14 protein-coding genes are annotated in these 13,198 nt (G+C 50.7%); 6 read left to right on the plus strand and 8 right to left on the minus strand.

The genetic code is table 11. The annotated features are described in order from the left end of the window. Nucleotides 1-1,032 (minus strand): efflux RND transporter periplasmic adaptor subunit, encoded by a 1,032-nt coding sequence (locus tag BP71_RS02800; RefSeq protein WP_496376374.1) that lies wholly within the window; start codon nt 1,030-1,032, stop codon nt 1-3. A gap of 101 nt (nt 1,033-1,133) precedes the next feature. Continuing rightward, a complete protein-coding gene (locus BP71_RS02805) occupies nt 1,134-1,697 on the minus strand; it encodes a Crp/Fnr family transcriptional regulator (RefSeq protein WP_496376376.1) in 564 nt (187 codons plus the stop codon). 213 nt (nt 1,698-1,910) lie between these two features. On the opposite strand from BP71_RS02805, the gene BP71_RS02810 reads away from it, so the two are divergent. Together BP71_RS02810 and BP71_RS02815 are read left to right on the plus strand one after the other, a co-directional pair. Next, nucleotides 1,911-2,387, plus strand: coding sequence for a DUF6252 domain-containing protein (locus BP71_RS02810; protein WP_496376378.1), 477 nt, complete (start codon nt 1,911-1,913; stop codon nt 2,385-2,387). Nucleotides 2,388-2,453: 66 nt separating this feature from the next. Continuing rightward, nucleotides 2,454-2,846: a LytR/AlgR family response regulator transcription factor gene (locus tag BP71_RS02815; RefSeq protein WP_496376380.1), complete on the plus strand. Its 393-nt coding sequence runs from the start codon at nt 2,454-2,456 to the stop codon at nt 2,844-2,846. Nucleotides 2,847-2,919: 73 nt separating this feature from the next. Here the strand turns inward: BP71_RS02815 and BP71_RS02820 are convergent, their stop codons facing one another. The 5 genes from BP71_RS02820 to BP71_RS02840 all read right to left on the minus strand — a co-directional run bounded on the left by BP71_RS02820 (nt 2,920) and on the right by BP71_RS02840 (nt 8,424). Further along, on the minus strand, nt 2,920-4,167 hold the full coding sequence (locus tag BP71_RS02820) for an SGNH/GDSL hydrolase family protein (protein ID WP_496376382.1): 1,248 nt from the start codon (nt 4,165-4,167) through the stop codon (nt 2,920-2,922). Nucleotides 4,168-4,367: 200 nt separating this feature from the next. After that, on the minus strand, nt 4,368-5,348 hold the full coding sequence (locus BP71_RS02825) for an alpha/beta hydrolase (protein ID WP_496376384.1): 981 nt from the start codon (nt 5,346-5,348) through the stop codon (nt 4,368-4,370). 150 nt (nt 5,349-5,498) lie between these two features. Continuing rightward, nucleotides 5,499-6,104, minus strand: coding sequence for a rhomboid family intramembrane serine protease (locus tag BP71_RS02830; RefSeq protein ID WP_496376386.1), 606 nt, complete (start codon nt 6,102-6,104; stop codon nt 5,499-5,501). After that, on the minus strand, nt 6,101-7,069 hold the full coding sequence (locus BP71_RS02835) for a DUF2167 domain-containing protein (protein ID WP_496376388.1): 969 nt from the start codon (nt 7,067-7,069) through the stop codon (nt 6,101-6,103). The genes BP71_RS02830 and BP71_RS02835 overlap by 4 nt, the downstream gene beginning before the upstream one ends. A gap of 101 nt (nt 7,070-7,170) precedes the next feature. Further along, nucleotides 7,171-8,424, minus strand: coding sequence for a Na+/H+ antiporter (locus tag BP71_RS02840; protein ID WP_496376390.1), 1,254 nt, complete (start codon nt 8,422-8,424; stop codon nt 7,171-7,173). Between the two features lie 137 nt (nt 8,425-8,561). Between BP71_RS02840 and BP71_RS02845 the strand changes: the two genes are divergently transcribed. Further along, nucleotides 8,562-9,419 carry an NAD(P)H-binding protein gene (locus BP71_RS02845; protein WP_496376392.1) on the plus strand — a complete coding sequence of 286 codons (858 nt, stop codon included), beginning with the start codon at nt 8,562-8,564 and terminating at the stop codon, nt 9,417-9,419. A 35-nt stretch (nt 9,420-9,454) separates the two neighbouring features. Next, nucleotides 9,455-10,264 (plus strand): AraC family transcriptional regulator, encoded by an 810-nt coding sequence (locus BP71_RS02850; RefSeq protein WP_496376394.1) that lies wholly within the window; start codon nt 9,455-9,457, stop codon nt 10,262-10,264. Here the strand turns inward: BP71_RS02850 and BP71_RS02855 are convergent. Further along, nucleotides 10,255-11,238 (minus strand): endonuclease/exonuclease/phosphatase family protein, encoded by a 984-nt coding sequence (locus tag BP71_RS02855; RefSeq protein ID WP_496376396.1) that lies wholly within the window; start codon nt 11,236-11,238, stop codon nt 10,255-10,257. The two genes, BP71_RS02850 and BP71_RS02855, sit on opposite strands and share 10 nt — an antisense overlap. Before the next feature lie 270 nt (nt 11,239-11,508). Here BP71_RS02855 and BP71_RS02860 point away from each other — a divergent pair, with 270 nt between their 5' ends. Next, nucleotides 11,509-12,030 (plus strand): sigma-70 family RNA polymerase sigma factor, encoded by a 522-nt coding sequence (locus BP71_RS02860; protein ID WP_496376398.1) that lies wholly within the window; start codon nt 11,509-11,511, stop codon nt 12,028-12,030. 66 nt (nt 12,031-12,096) lie between these two features. Continuing rightward, nucleotides 12,097-13,137 carry a FecR family protein gene (locus BP71_RS02865; protein WP_496376400.1) on the plus strand — a complete coding sequence of 347 codons (1,041 nt, stop codon included), beginning with the start codon at nt 12,097-12,099 and terminating at the stop codon, nt 13,135-13,137. Nucleotides 13,138-13,198 lie beyond the last annotated feature (61 nt).

Raw genomic sequence — 13,198 nt, forward strand, 5'->3', positions numbered from 1 at the left:
TTATTGGGTGATGGAAATAGGCGTACCGTCAGTCAATTTGTTCTGGCCACCGGTTACAACGCGGTCGCCTTCGGTGATGCCTGAAGTTATTTCGATCTGGTTATCGGTCAGCTGGCCGATACTAACCTTTCTTTTCAACGCGATCTTGCGCCCGGGATCGGCTACGAAAACGTAACTCTGGTTATCCTGGTCATGCAAAACGGCTTCGGTAGGCAGTACTAATGCTTTTTTAGACTGGTTGGAAGCAAGAGTCACTTCGGCGATCATCCCCGGACGGATCAGTAATTTCGGATTATTAAGAGAAATCTTGATGGTAAATGCCCGGGAGGCGGCATCGGCAGCAGAACCGACTTCGGTCACCTTTCCTGTGAAAGTCTCGCTCAACGAGGAAACCAGCACTTTGGCTTCCTGACCCAGCTTGATATTATGCAACTCACTTTCCGGGATATACGCATTCACTTTTACTGTACGGATGTCTGAAACTACGAACAAGGGTGTCCCTGTGCCGACGATCTCGCCGACCTCGGTCAGTTTTTTGAGCATGACACCGCTGATGGGCGCATATAGTTTGGTGTCGGAGAGATTTTTGGCGTGCAGCTTCTCCTGTGCCCGGGCCTGCCGCAACCCGAAACCAACTTTGGCAAAGTCGCTTTCGCTCAGGCTGCGACGGTCGTGCATGACTTTCAGGCGGTCGTATTCGTCCTGAACCTGGGCAACCTGCACATCAGCGATTTCCTTGGCGATGCTGTAACTGGCCGGATCGAGGCTTGATAGCAGCTGGCCTTGCTTAACGAGCTGCCCTTCCGATGCGGAAATGTAATTGATCTTACCAGCCACCATAAAGCCCAGCCGGACGGTTTTGTTGCCTTCGACGTTGCCGCTGACCGAGATGCGGTTATTGGCGGAAATGTTCTGCGCCTGTTGGGTGATCACCGGAACCGGTTTTTCAACCGATTTGGCCTGGTCTTTTGGTTTGCTGCAGCCGGTAACAACGGCGAGAGGAAGAAAAAGATAGATGAGATTGCTTTTCATAATGGACGACCGTTAGGTTAAAATCCTGGCGCAAAATTGGCGCCGTTTGATGGCAATGCTTTTGATCTAGATCAAAAAGTAACCTAAGATCGAAATTTTTATCAAACTTTTCCTGCCCGGATCCGGCTCAGCGTTTCCTGTGTGATGCCCAGGTAGGAAGCGATGTGGCCGAGCGGTACACGGAGCATGATATCCGGAAATTTTTCCAGCATGGAGTTATAGCGTTCCTGCGCCGACTGGAACTGGATCGAGTAGAGTTTGTCCGAGAAAGTTTTCACGGCATTGATCATCACGATCCGGCTTAATTTCTGTAACGCATTAGACTCGTCGATGAATTTTTCCAGATCCTGATAGAGAATCGTCCTGACCGTGGCGTTTTCCATGATTTCGGCTCCGTAAGGGGACGGGTTGTTGAAAAAGACACTCTCGATCGAAAGAAAAAATGCGCCGCCGGGGATGAACGAGTGGGTGATATCCTTGCCGTCTTTGATATAGTAAGTGCGCGCGATGCCTTTTTCAATGTAAAATACTTTTTGCGAGAAGTTGTCGGGCGAGAGCAGCCTGTGCCCTTTGGATAGTTCCTCGTTTTTAAAAGCCATCAGGACTTTCGCTTCCAGGTCCGGGGAAAGTGATATATACTGTTTTACAAATTGAAGCAGTTCCATATGCGTACGTACTTGACTCCTCCATGCGGGCGGCGCTCCTAACATAACTATTTCTGGGCAAATACCTGTGCGCTGTTGCCGGATTTAGCCCCGCTTTCACCGCGTTTAAAGTCAAACCGTCCTCACGTATAGTAGGTTAATTGCCAGGGAGCTGATTCCATTAGTTTTGAAGTGTCAAACGACTTCTACACAATTTCTTAAAAACATCAGTTCATGAAAACTTTTAGATTATCGAGCATCCTGTTTATCCTGTGCCTCACTATCCTGACCGCATGCAGCAAAAAGAGCGACGACGTAGATCCTGACCAGGGATCATCTGCCGCGGGCTTCAAAGTGAAAGTAGACGGGAAGGAGTATGCGCCGGATTATTCTTACGCCCTGGCTTCTTTCCCCGGAAAGGACGGGTACTATGCTATCTATGGAATGAATAGTAAAACAAGCGACATCGTCGCGATTGCATTGCCAAACACGGTAAGTGAAGGTACTTTTCCGATCAATGCAGTGAATTTTGCCATGATGACACTGGATAAGCAGGACTTCTCGACCATCAATGGCGGCGACGGCAGCATTACGATTACTAAGAAAACAGCCAGCAACCTTCAGGGAACATTCAGCTTCACCGCCGTGGACGCTACCGGCACACTTAAGCGCACACTGACGGAAGGTAGTTTCAATGTCGGCGTCCGTTGATATCGTCTCCTTCCGTTACAATCATTTCGCAGTTGGTCTCATCAATACAGCCTTATCAATCATATTATGAATGCTTTTATAGGATTGGGCCGACAGGATCGCTCAGATGCCGCCGTTCGCCCGGCACATATTTCGGTGCATCACATGGGCCGGACCGTCAGCATTGGTATCGATCACATTACATTATTCGAGGGGGACGGCAATTATACCTACCTATATACGCATACGGGAACAAAGTATCTGATATGCAAAACGCTCAAATCCCTGGCAGTCAGTCTGGATAATAATTTTATTCGCGTGCATAAGTCATTCCTGATCAATTCGGATTATGTCGTGGGTTATGCAGCGGATGGCCGGGCACTCAAAATGCGATGCGGAAATGAGGCGGTTGTGAGCAGGCGAAAAACGAAGGAGATCATCGAGCTGTTCCGCGCACGACTTCCGATGATCCGCGCATAGTTTTGATGCAGGAGGGGAAGGGCGACTAGGAGCTTTGGCGGTGCCGAAACTCCCGGTTTTGTTTGTTAATGGGCTAATGCACCAATTTGCGGTCACGGATCACGCGCACCAGCGCTTCTGAAATTTTGGCGTGGCCGGAAGCATTGATGTGGCCGTCGATCGGATAGTAGTCTTTCGCCGACAACAGGTTGTGAACCGGAAGAAAAAACAAATGCGGATCACCGGTTCTGCCCGCCTCCGCCTCAAATGCTTCTATGATTTCGGGTTGAATGGGGAGGCCGTCCAGGTGCGTCACGACGATATTCCCCTGATAAAACTTCCTGATCTTCGCCAGCGACCTGAAAAAGTACTCCGTATGGATTTTGATCTCAGCCAGTGTTTTTTTCGCGGGCGGAGCTCCCTGCGGAAACGGTTTTCCATTGATCCACGCATGCAATGCTCCCCCAATTTCACGGACGACTGCCACGGGGCTGGTCCAGATACGCTTCAAGAGACCTTTTTCCCGTACAAAAAAATAGCTGAACCGCATGGGGTAGTACGTTTCGTTGATCCGGTTAAAAATGGTGGTGTTTTCGAACTTTTCCGGGGTCAGCAACTGGCCCTGTGCATTTGGCTCGTTGCGCGCCTCATTCTCCTCCCGGTCGTTCTCACAATACTGCAGTACCACCAGCTGGCAGGAATCCCTTTTTATTTTAGAGAAAAGAACCATTTCCCGGAATGTGCCATAGGAAGAAATACCCGCATTTAATGTCCGGACACCCAGTTTTTTCTCCGTAAGGGCAGCATAGGTCTGTTCCTGCTCGACGCCCCAGCCCATCGTGAACGAGTCGCCAAGGAAAACGAGCCCGGGGTTATCGAGTGAACTTTCGTCGTCGCGCACCCCGAGGCTGTTGATCCGGTATAAATTGCTGTATTCAAGACCTGCATGTATATTTTCGCTGCCGGGGCGGAGCACATACCCAAGCTCGGGCGAATAGCTGCTGAAATGGCGGTTGAACTGGATCACGTCCCTATAGTTGACCCACTGGCCGAGGATACCGGTCTCATGATAATCCGCAGCGCCATTGACCTTCATGGTATGCCGGATGTAGCAAAAGGAGAGCAGTTCCATCAGGAGCGGTATCAGGAATGCGGACCAGAGCGGAAGTTTCAAAAGACGCGCCACACCCAGAAAGAGCAGGACGAAGGCAATGGGGACTATCGCTTTAAAGATCAGGATGGTGAAAACGTAGTGTGTGAAAAGTTGCCATCGGTAAATGGTAATGGCCAGCAGGAGATAACCCGAGAAAACGGTTATCAGCCCGATTTGTCTTTGCGTCATAGAGTAGGTGTATGGTTTACGTGGCGAATTTAGCCTGTTGCCTACAAACACGACACATGACAGAGTGACTATTTTCTTAATATTGTTTAATTTTTTATTAAATTTTTATAATTAATTGATTATCTGAGGGATAGCTGCTCATTAAAGTAAAAAGCAGGTTACACTTGCGTATAACCTGCTCCGGCATATGTGTTGGAAAGCTATTTCAGCGCCTGACGGATCGCGGCACCTGCTTGCAATAATGCTCCTTGTACGGCGGGAACGGCAGCAAGTGGGTTGAGTAAACCGTAATCGTGAATGAGTCCCTGGTACCTCACCAGCGTGGTTTTAACGCCGGCTGCTTCGAGTTTGCGGGCGTACGCTTCGCCTTCGTCACGCAGTACATCGTTTTCTGCGGTTTGGACCAGAGCGGGAGGCAGGTCTTTCAATTGCTCAGTAGTGGCTTGCAACGGCGATGCATACCGGTGTTTTCTGTCTGCGGGATTGGTGGTGTAGTTGTCCCAGAACCATTTCATCATGTTTTTGGTCAGGAAGCGACCCTCGGCAAACTGGTTGTACGACGTAGTTTCGAAGTTGGCGTCGGTTACCGGCCACAACAGCACCTGCAGTTTGATTGCGGGACCTTGTTTGTCTTTGGCCATCAGCGCAGTTACCGCGGCCATATCGCCACCGACGCTGTTACCGGCTACGGCCAGTCTGCTTCCGTCGACATTGATCTCGTCGCCATGCGCGGCTACCCATTTGGTGGCGGCGTAAATTTCGTTGATCGCTACGGGGTATTGCGCTTCGGGTGATGGAGTATAGTTCACGAAAACCGCCGCTGCGCCTGAATAGACGACCAGATCGCGGACAATGCGTTTGTGGGTAGGAAAATCACCGAGTACCCAACCACCGCCGTGGATGAAAATGAACACAGGTAGTTTTTCGGTGGCGCCAGCGGGTTTTACAATATCGAGTTTGACGGTGATGCCGTCCTGGGTGATGGTTTTTTCACTGGTTTCAATCCCCGACAAATCTACTTCGACCGAATTCTGCGCGCCCACCAGCACGTTACGGGCGTCAGCGAGGGAGAGTTGTTCCAGCGGAGTACCGCCGCCTGAATTCAATGCATACAGAAATGTTTTTACATCTTCAAAAATGGCAGGGTCGTTGGCTGGGTCGATGATATTCAGAGTTTCCATGATCTAAAAAGGTTTTGAGATTTGAATATTTGTTTCGTTTCGTCTTGTTGTGCTTGATTTGATAGGACAAAACTAGGCCAGCGGGAGACCGGAAACATTAACCTAGGTTAAGAAAAGTGGAAAATGAGGAAAAAATTTTGAGGGCGACTTTTAAATTAAAAACGGAGCCTCGACAATCCTGTCCAGAAATATTCGGAGGCTTCCGGGATGAAAGATAAGCATGTACGCCAGTCCGAAAAGCGCACCGTACAAATGCGCGTCGTGACCAATGTTACTATCGCCTTTTTTGCTTTGATAATAGGAGTAACCCAAATAACCGAAAGCGAAAAGGATAAAATAAATCGGGATAATGAATTTTAGATAAATCACCGACCACGGCTGAAACAGAACCATGACAAACATGATCGCTGACACCGCACCACTAGCCCCGACGGCGGCGTACTGTGGATTGGCCTTGTTTTTTTGATATGAAGGTAGTGACGAAAAGAGAATTGCCATGAGGTAGAACACTACAAATTCGGTGGGCGAGAGAATGCCCTTTTCGACTTCACTCCCGAAGAAAAATAACGTGAGCATATTGAAAAGAAGGTGGCCGACATCGGCGTGGATAAACGCGTGACTGACGAGCCTGTACGCTTGGGACTTGTCCTGCTGCATCTGGTAGGGGACCAGCGTAAGACGGTCGAAACTCTCCCTGTTGGAAAAGCATAACAGGGAGAGAATGACGGTTAATGCAATTATACCTAATGTGATCAACTTTCTGGCGTAGGTTCAGTGTCGGAATTGCTTGACTCGGCCATTTCAGGCTCGCTTTGCGGTTTCTTTTTCCCGAACAGACCTGCGATTTTGTTCCGGATAGCGCCGAAAAACAAGCCAATTCCTAATATTACAAGTTTGATGTTTTTAAGTACTAGGGCGAGGATGCCTGCTTTTGCGAGCAGTTTGCCCGCAACCAAGCCCCCGATCGTATACGCAGCTACCTCATCCACCTCGGGATCGAAGTCAATGTAACGACTTCCCTCGTTGAATTTTGCGATGTGAATAATGTCAGGAATGTGTTGTTTGATGTCCGAAATCTGACCGATCGTACCTACCGCGTTAAGGCTCAGAATCCCTCTGCGACCAAGGATTCGTACGTCATAGTTTAGTGTTGTATCGATAGCGTCACCGAAAACCATTGACTTTGCCCAGTGCAGGATATTGTTTCCCTTGTCGTAGTAGGGCTTGGAGGCCCAGCCGATCATATGTATTGGACCAAATCCCTGTTTTTGACGCTCATCGTTTTCCGCTGCTTCGCTTTCCTTCATTTCATCCATCATTTCGTCGTAATCCATGTCTGCAGCGTCTTCATCCTTCACAAACCCGGATTTTTCATAGGAGACAATGAACGCCCAGGCGGCAGGATCGGCGATGGAATAATCCTGTTTGACAACCATACCGAGTAAATCGTCTCGCCGCGGATTACCCCAAAAGTCGAATACGACAAACTCCGCGTCCGATTTAGGCATAAACTTATAACCAGCCGGTATGGTAAGCTTTACTTCGGAACTGACTTCTACCGAGCCTGTTTGATACTTTATTTGTTTGTCGCGCTCGATCACTTTTTGAAGTTCGGCCTGCATGTTAGCCTGAGAAGTGTCGGCAAGAGAAGAATCCGTCTGGGCTCTTAGTGATGGTAAAGAGAGCAGGACAACAAAAAACACTGATAGAAATCTGATCATAGGAAGGATAAGTTGATAAGTATTTTGCGAAAATAATGGAAATTTCCGCGACTCCGAACTCCCATGTAACCGATTGAATAAAAAAAATCAGGAGGATATTGCTACTCCAACCGCTTCACAATCCACGGTAGCGTCAGGCCCTGGCCTATTAATGTAAACAACACAACGGCCACCGAGATAAAGATAATCGCATCGCGCATGGGAAAAGGTGTGCCGTCGTGCAGGTGCGTGGGGAGACCGATGGCGATGGCCAGCGAAACGATGCCGCGCATGCCTGACCAACTGATAATGAGGCTGTTTTTGAAATCGAGTAATGCGTTTTCACTGATCCTGCCACGACCGCTTTCGAAGCCTTTTTGCAGGTTGGCCCGCTGCCAGAAAACCCGGATCATGCGCAGGACGAGCGCTATGATCGTAATAATGAGCGCGTAACCAATGTAGGGAAGGAGCTGATCGCTGCTGATATTCTTGATCACGTACGGGAATTGCAGCCCTATTAATATAAATATGAGGCCGTTGAGCAGGAATATGATGATATCCCAAATGCTTTTGGATTGCTGTTTGAGGCGATCGGGGAATATTTTCTTGCTGAAATCGGCAATGCCCAGGCCGAGGATCACGACGGCGATCACCCCGGAGACTTCCAGTTCTTCCGCCACCCGGTAGGCGACGAACGGCATCAGGAGCATCATCCCGATGGTAGCCTGCGCATTGTGGTGGATTCGCATGATGATAGCGCCCAGGACGCGCGCGATGACCAGCCCGACAATCGCCCCACCGAGGAGAAGGACGGCGAATTCTGCGGAGGCTTTCCAGAATATGAATGCCGAGCCGGTCACCGCCGCTACCGAAAACCGGTAAGCGACCAGTGCAGATGCGTCGTTGACCAGGCTTTCACCTTCCAGAATCGTATTGGTTTTGGAAGAAAGTCCAAGGCCCTTGGTAATGCTCATGGCGGCAACGGCGTCGGTAGCCGACAATATGGAGCCGAGAACGAACGCCAGCGGCCAGGTCATGCCTGGAATAAGATAGTAGGCGACGGCCGCGATACCGGACGCGGTGATGAATACCAGCGAAATGGCAAGGGTGCCGATGGTATTGATATTGGTCCTGAAATCCTGGAAGTTGATATTGAACGCGGCGTCGTAGAGCAGCGGCGGCAGGAAGATCAGGAAAACTACTTCGGGATTGAGCTCGATGACGGGCAGGGTAGGGATGAAACCAATGGCGATTCCGGCGGTGATGAGCAGGACAGGGTAGGGTATTTTGACGCTGTCGGCCATGGCGGAAAGGCCGATCATGATGGTCATAATAAAGATAACGATACTGTAATTCTCCATAATACTGATATGCATATCCGGGCGTGTGACCAAATCTAAGGATGATTGTGAAAAAAAGGGTTTCCATGCCTGAAAATCGGGCGTGACGGTTTTGTTCTATTTTGAGGGACGGGTGGCTTCTAGTTTTGCCTTAAACAAAAACAAATAAAACAATGATAGCCATTACAGGAGCAAACGGAAATCTTGGGAAAGCCACCCTTTCCTTTTTATTGAAAAAGACATTACCCCAAAACATCGTCGCTATCGTGCGTGACGCTGAAAAGCTCGCAGAGTACGCGGGTTCGGGCATACACATCCGTACGGCCGACTACGAAGATCAAGAGTCGCTGGAAAAGGCGCTGACAGGGGTGGACAGGTTGTTGCAAATCTCTGCTTCGGCCACGGGTGTGCGTGCATTGGCGCAGGAGACGCGCGTCGTGCATGCAGCGGCGAAATGCGGCGTGCAGGAAATTGTTTACACGAGCACGCTTTTCCCGCATGAGTCGGCGCATTTCCATGCGGCCCACGTTTGTCGGAATACCGAGGGACTAATCCGTCAGAGCGGCATGCGATACGTCTTTTTCCGCAACAGCATGTACCACGAAACGATCCCCCTGTTTATCGGTGAAGCCATGGGCGATGGCCGGATCTTCTATCCGTCGGGTAGCGGACGTGTGAGCTTCGCGTCGCGGAAGGACATTGCCGAGGCGCTGTCCAATGTGCTTACCGGGCCTGCATTCGACAATGCTACGCACGACATTACAGGGGCGGAAACTTTTAGTTTTGCCGACATTGCATTGACTTTGAAGGATATAGCAGGTTATCAGGAGGCCGGGCATACCGATATTTCCGCAGAGGATTACCGCAAGGGGCTGCTCGGCTTTGGCCTGGGGGAAGAAGAGGCGGGCTTTTACGCAAGCATGGCCGACAGCATCCGGGCCGGGGAGTTCGAAAAGACGCACCACTCGCTGGAAGGCTTCCTGGGCCGCAAACCGGTTGGTGTTCAGGAGTATCTGAAAGAATTGTTTTAAGAAAATCGGTAACTTGCCGTATCAGTATATCAGCCATGAAATATCATCAGATCCAGCCGCCACCCCATTTGCAAGACTACGTCCGGTACTACTGGGCACTGGAAAGCTCGGGCCGGCCCGATGAGCAGATTCATTTCGTGACCATCGCCGACGGTTCACCCGGCATAGTTTTCCAGCAATTCGAGGGCGCGTCGTTTCAGGAGGGGAAACAACTTTCGCCTGTGTATATGTACGGGCAATCGACCGCGCATACCCGCATCGTTTCACCGGCCACTTTCAGCACAATAGGAGTTTACTTTTATCCGCATGCCCTGAAATCCGTATTCGGAATGGATTCCCACGAGCTGACCAACGATTGCCTCGATCTGGACCTGTTCCTGAATGGGAAGCGGCTCATCGAGCGGCTGAGAAGCACCTCCGATGTGGAAGAAAAGGCCAATATCCTTTCTGAATGTCTTTGGGAGCAGATTTGTAGCAATGACCATACCCTGCAAGCCGCGACGCGTTATGCATTACAGCGGATCATTCAGTCGCAGGGTAATATTTCGATGAAGGACCTGCGGCAGGAGTTGCAGATCTCGGAGCGCACCCTGGAAAGGCGTTTTCAGGAAGGTATCGGGCTATCACCGATGCTGTTCGCGCGCATATGCCGCTTTCAGGCATCGCTCAACCAGCTCCGCAGCCAGTCGTACGATAAACTTTCCGACATCGCCTTCGAGCAGGAATATGCCGATCAGTCGCATTTTATCCGCAATTTCAAAGAGTTCACAGGGCTTACGCCGTTTCAGTTCAGGAAGAGCATGCAGGAAACTGTCGAAAATTTCCCGGTACTGGTTCAGTCATAGGCAATTACATTATTCAGGATTTTCCATTCAAACCGGGCCGAAACAGGGTGGTGGTCCGATAGCGGCAACCCTTTTGCGTTGGTGAACATAGCCTTCTCCAATGCATAGGCGGCCGGTTTGAGCTGAATGAATGCACTGCTGCGGAAAAGTATCTTGTCGATCGTCTCACATGAATCGGTCAGGCTGAGGATGTCGCTGGCAGGAATGGCGTCGCTGCGGAACGGCAGCTGGTTCTTGCAATGAAAGCTAATCCAGGGGTCCGCGAGGCCATTCTCCTTCAACAACCAATCCACATTATCCCGGCCGAAGCTGTAACGGCCATTCAGATCGCCCATAACGATCACCGCATCGCCGGTTGAATGGAGCCGGATGTAAGTCGATAGCTGCTCCATATTGCGGCGTCGCGCCAATGCGGCGCGCGGATGGTTGTAGGCGTTGGCGTGCACGTTGTAAAAGTCGATGAAGTGGCCAGGGGCGATTTCAATGCGTGTATAGGTGAAACCTTTGGGGGTGAAACAGTCGGCGCCGGTGCAGTCGGTCCACGCGATGCGGCGGAGATCTTTGACCGGGAATCTGGAAAGGGTATTGAGGCCGTCGCCGGTCATGACGGCCCCCTTGCTAAGGGTGCGGAAGGGGTGGTTGTTGCCAGCATTATACAGGTATTGGTTGTAATTGAAATCCTCCTGCACATGCGCGATATCGAAACGGTTGAGCAGGCGGCCGACAGCGGAAATGCTCTCTTTTCTCGGGGTGACGGCGCTGCAAATGAGTTGGGGAAGGCCGGCAATGTTGTAAGTGATGACGGAAAAGCGGCCTGCATACAGGGAATCGGGGGGCAGTTGCGTTGGATTGTAACCGGATTTCCCGGTGTGTTCGCGGGCTGCGGGAGTGGCTTCGGAAAGAAAGAGAAGGATAAGCAGCCAGGAAACGGATTTGAAGAACCTGTTTTTGTCAAGAAGTAAAGGTGACCACATAACATGCCGGTTGGTATGCCCAAAACTACCAGCATATTATGGCCCGGATGATTCCAAATTGTTAACATTACATTATTTTTAGGGAACTACCATGGCAGCCGCCGTTCGCGGATGTACAGGTCCGCCCTCCGTTTGGTTCATGTTAACAAATTGGTAAATATCTCCGATGGCCGGAAATATCGCCTCGGGGCATTTAATTTTGCAAATGGAGCATACTTTCTACTTGCGTCGACAGCTGTGAAAAACGCCTCGGACAGTCATATTTTCGGAATGATCATCAGCGAAGGCAGCTTATCCGCCTTTGCCGAACTTTTTGAGCGTTACTGGCAACGGCTCTATGTGAGGGCCTATGCACGCCTCGAAAACGAGGCTGATGCGAAGGATTGCGTCCAGGAGGTTTTCATGACGATCTGGACGAGGCGTGAGTCACTTACCATGCCGGTTTCCGTGGCCGGCTACCTCCATACCGCAGTCAAAAACAGAATCTTCAACCTCTTTCACGCGCGGCTTACCGACGAGAAACACCTCCTCGCGTATGCGCACGAAACGCAGTTTCATGATGAACCCGATCATCATTCGGCCGGATTCGAAGAGCTCGCATTGCTGATTGAAAAGGAGATCGCCTACATGCCCGAACAAATGCGCAGGATCTATCTTCTGAGCCGCGAGCAACACATGACCGGCGTCCAGATTGCCGAACACCTCGCATTATCCCACCAAACCGTCCGCAATCAGATCAGTAATGCGTTACGGCGGATCAAGGAACGCGTTGAGCGTTACCGTAATTCCTGAATTTTTTTCAAAAACATCTGGTACAACCGCCGTTCCGGTTTGTCTTGGCATAAACAAGGCACAAAAATGAACAGGCAACGACTGGCATTTTTATTGGATAAACAAAGAACCGGGACCTGCACGACGGATGAACTCGCCGAGCTGGATGCCTGGTACCACTCCTTTTCCCCGAGGGAGCGGGACATTGAAATGGAACTCGAAAACGAACCCGGTACCGCTGCCCGGATCGGCAGGGATATTCGAGACGCATTGCCCGGTTTTCCCGAGGCCAATGATAGGTTGCCCGAAACCGAAGCGACGCGTGTCATACCGGTACGCTGGGGACGCGTGGCGGCAGCCGTGTTCCTCGCATTGCTGATCGCCGGCGGTATCTGGTGGAAACAGAGACCTTCCGGCGAGGAATATGCAGTGGTATCCACCAAAGATCAACTTACGAAAGTGCTATTGCCCGACAGTTCGGTGGTATGGGTCAAGCCGGGCTCGACACTGAGATATGAGAGGGATTTGAATGGCGACACACGCAACGTGTACCTGAACGGCGAAGCATTCTTCGACGTGTCGCACGATGCATCGAAACCCTTTATTGTGCATACCACCGATTTGAAAATCAGGGTGCTGGGTACGACATTCAATGTGAAGTCGTACCCGTCGGATAAAACGGTGGAAGCGACATTAGTACGTGGGAAAGTGATGGTCGAAAAAAACCAGGCGCCCGAACCAGCCCCCGTTATCCTTGCCCCGAATCAACGCGCCGTGTACTCGCGGGAAGCCGGAACCGTGACCGTCAGCCTGGTTGGCGATGTTCGGGAGATCAGGGTGCTGGATCTCGCGGCGCGTGAGCAACAGAGCATGGTTTTCGAAGCGGTGCCATTCAAAGAAGTGCTGTCCCGGCTCGAAAGCCGTTTTCAGGTCAAAATCCATATCGACAACCGGCAGGGCCTCAGCTGCCTCTTCACGGCGGATTTCGAAAAGGAGAGCCTGGGCGAGATTCTGGACCTCATTGCGCTTTCACATAACGTAGCTTACCATATCAAGGGAAATGAAGTTTTTATCAATGGCAGTATCTGTACAAATGAAGTAAACCCGGACCCGCTTATGAAGCACTGAAACGATCCATAAAAAAACGCCGGAAGTGGTGCGAACACTCCTGGCGTTACAAAGCGATGCC

It is taken from the genome of Dyadobacter ginsengisoli DSM 21015, from assembly GCF_059568735.1.

Excerpts from the sequence above, each read along its gene's own strand:
- BP71_RS02800 (WP_496376374.1), bottom strand. The coding sequence starts at position 1,032 with ATGAAAAGCAATCTCATCTATCTTTTTCTTCCTCTCGCCGTTGTTACC.
- BP71_RS02805 (WP_496376376.1), bottom strand. The coding sequence starts at position 1,697 with ATGGAACTGCTTCAATTTGTAAAACAGTATATATCACTTTCCCCGGAC.
- BP71_RS02810 (WP_496376378.1), top strand. The coding sequence starts at position 1,911 with ATGAAAACTTTTAGATTATCGAGCATCCTGTTTATCCTGTGCCTCACT.
- BP71_RS02815 (WP_496376380.1), top strand. The coding sequence starts at position 2,454 with ATGAATGCTTTTATAGGATTGGGCCGACAGGATCGCTCAGATGCCGCC.
- BP71_RS02820 (WP_496376382.1), bottom strand. The coding sequence starts at position 4,167 with ATGACGCAAAGACAAATCGGGCTGATAACCGTTTTCTCGGGTTATCTC.
- BP71_RS02825 (WP_496376384.1), bottom strand. The coding sequence starts at position 5,348 with ATGGAAACTCTGAATATCATCGACCCAGCCAACGACCCTGCCATTTTT.
- BP71_RS02835 (WP_496376388.1), bottom strand. The coding sequence starts at position 7,069 with ATGATCAGATTTCTATCAGTGTTTTTTGTTGTCCTGCTCTCTTTACCA.
- BP71_RS02840 (WP_496376390.1), bottom strand. The coding sequence starts at position 8,424 with ATGCATATCAGTATTATGGAGAATTACAGTATCGTTATCTTTATTATG.
- BP71_RS02845 (WP_496376392.1), top strand. The coding sequence starts at position 8,562 with ATGATAGCCATTACAGGAGCAAACGGAAATCTTGGGAAAGCCACCCTT.
- BP71_RS02850 (WP_496376394.1), top strand. The coding sequence starts at position 9,455 with ATGAAATATCATCAGATCCAGCCGCCACCCCATTTGCAAGACTACGTC.
- BP71_RS02855 (WP_496376396.1), bottom strand. The coding sequence starts at position 11,238 with ATGTGGTCACCTTTACTTCTTGACAAAAACAGGTTCTTCAAATCCGTT.
- BP71_RS02860 (WP_496376398.1), top strand. The coding sequence starts at position 11,509 with ATGATCATCAGCGAAGGCAGCTTATCCGCCTTTGCCGAACTTTTTGAG.
- BP71_RS02865 (WP_496376400.1), top strand. The coding sequence starts at position 12,097 with ATGAACAGGCAACGACTGGCATTTTTATTGGATAAACAAAGAACCGGG.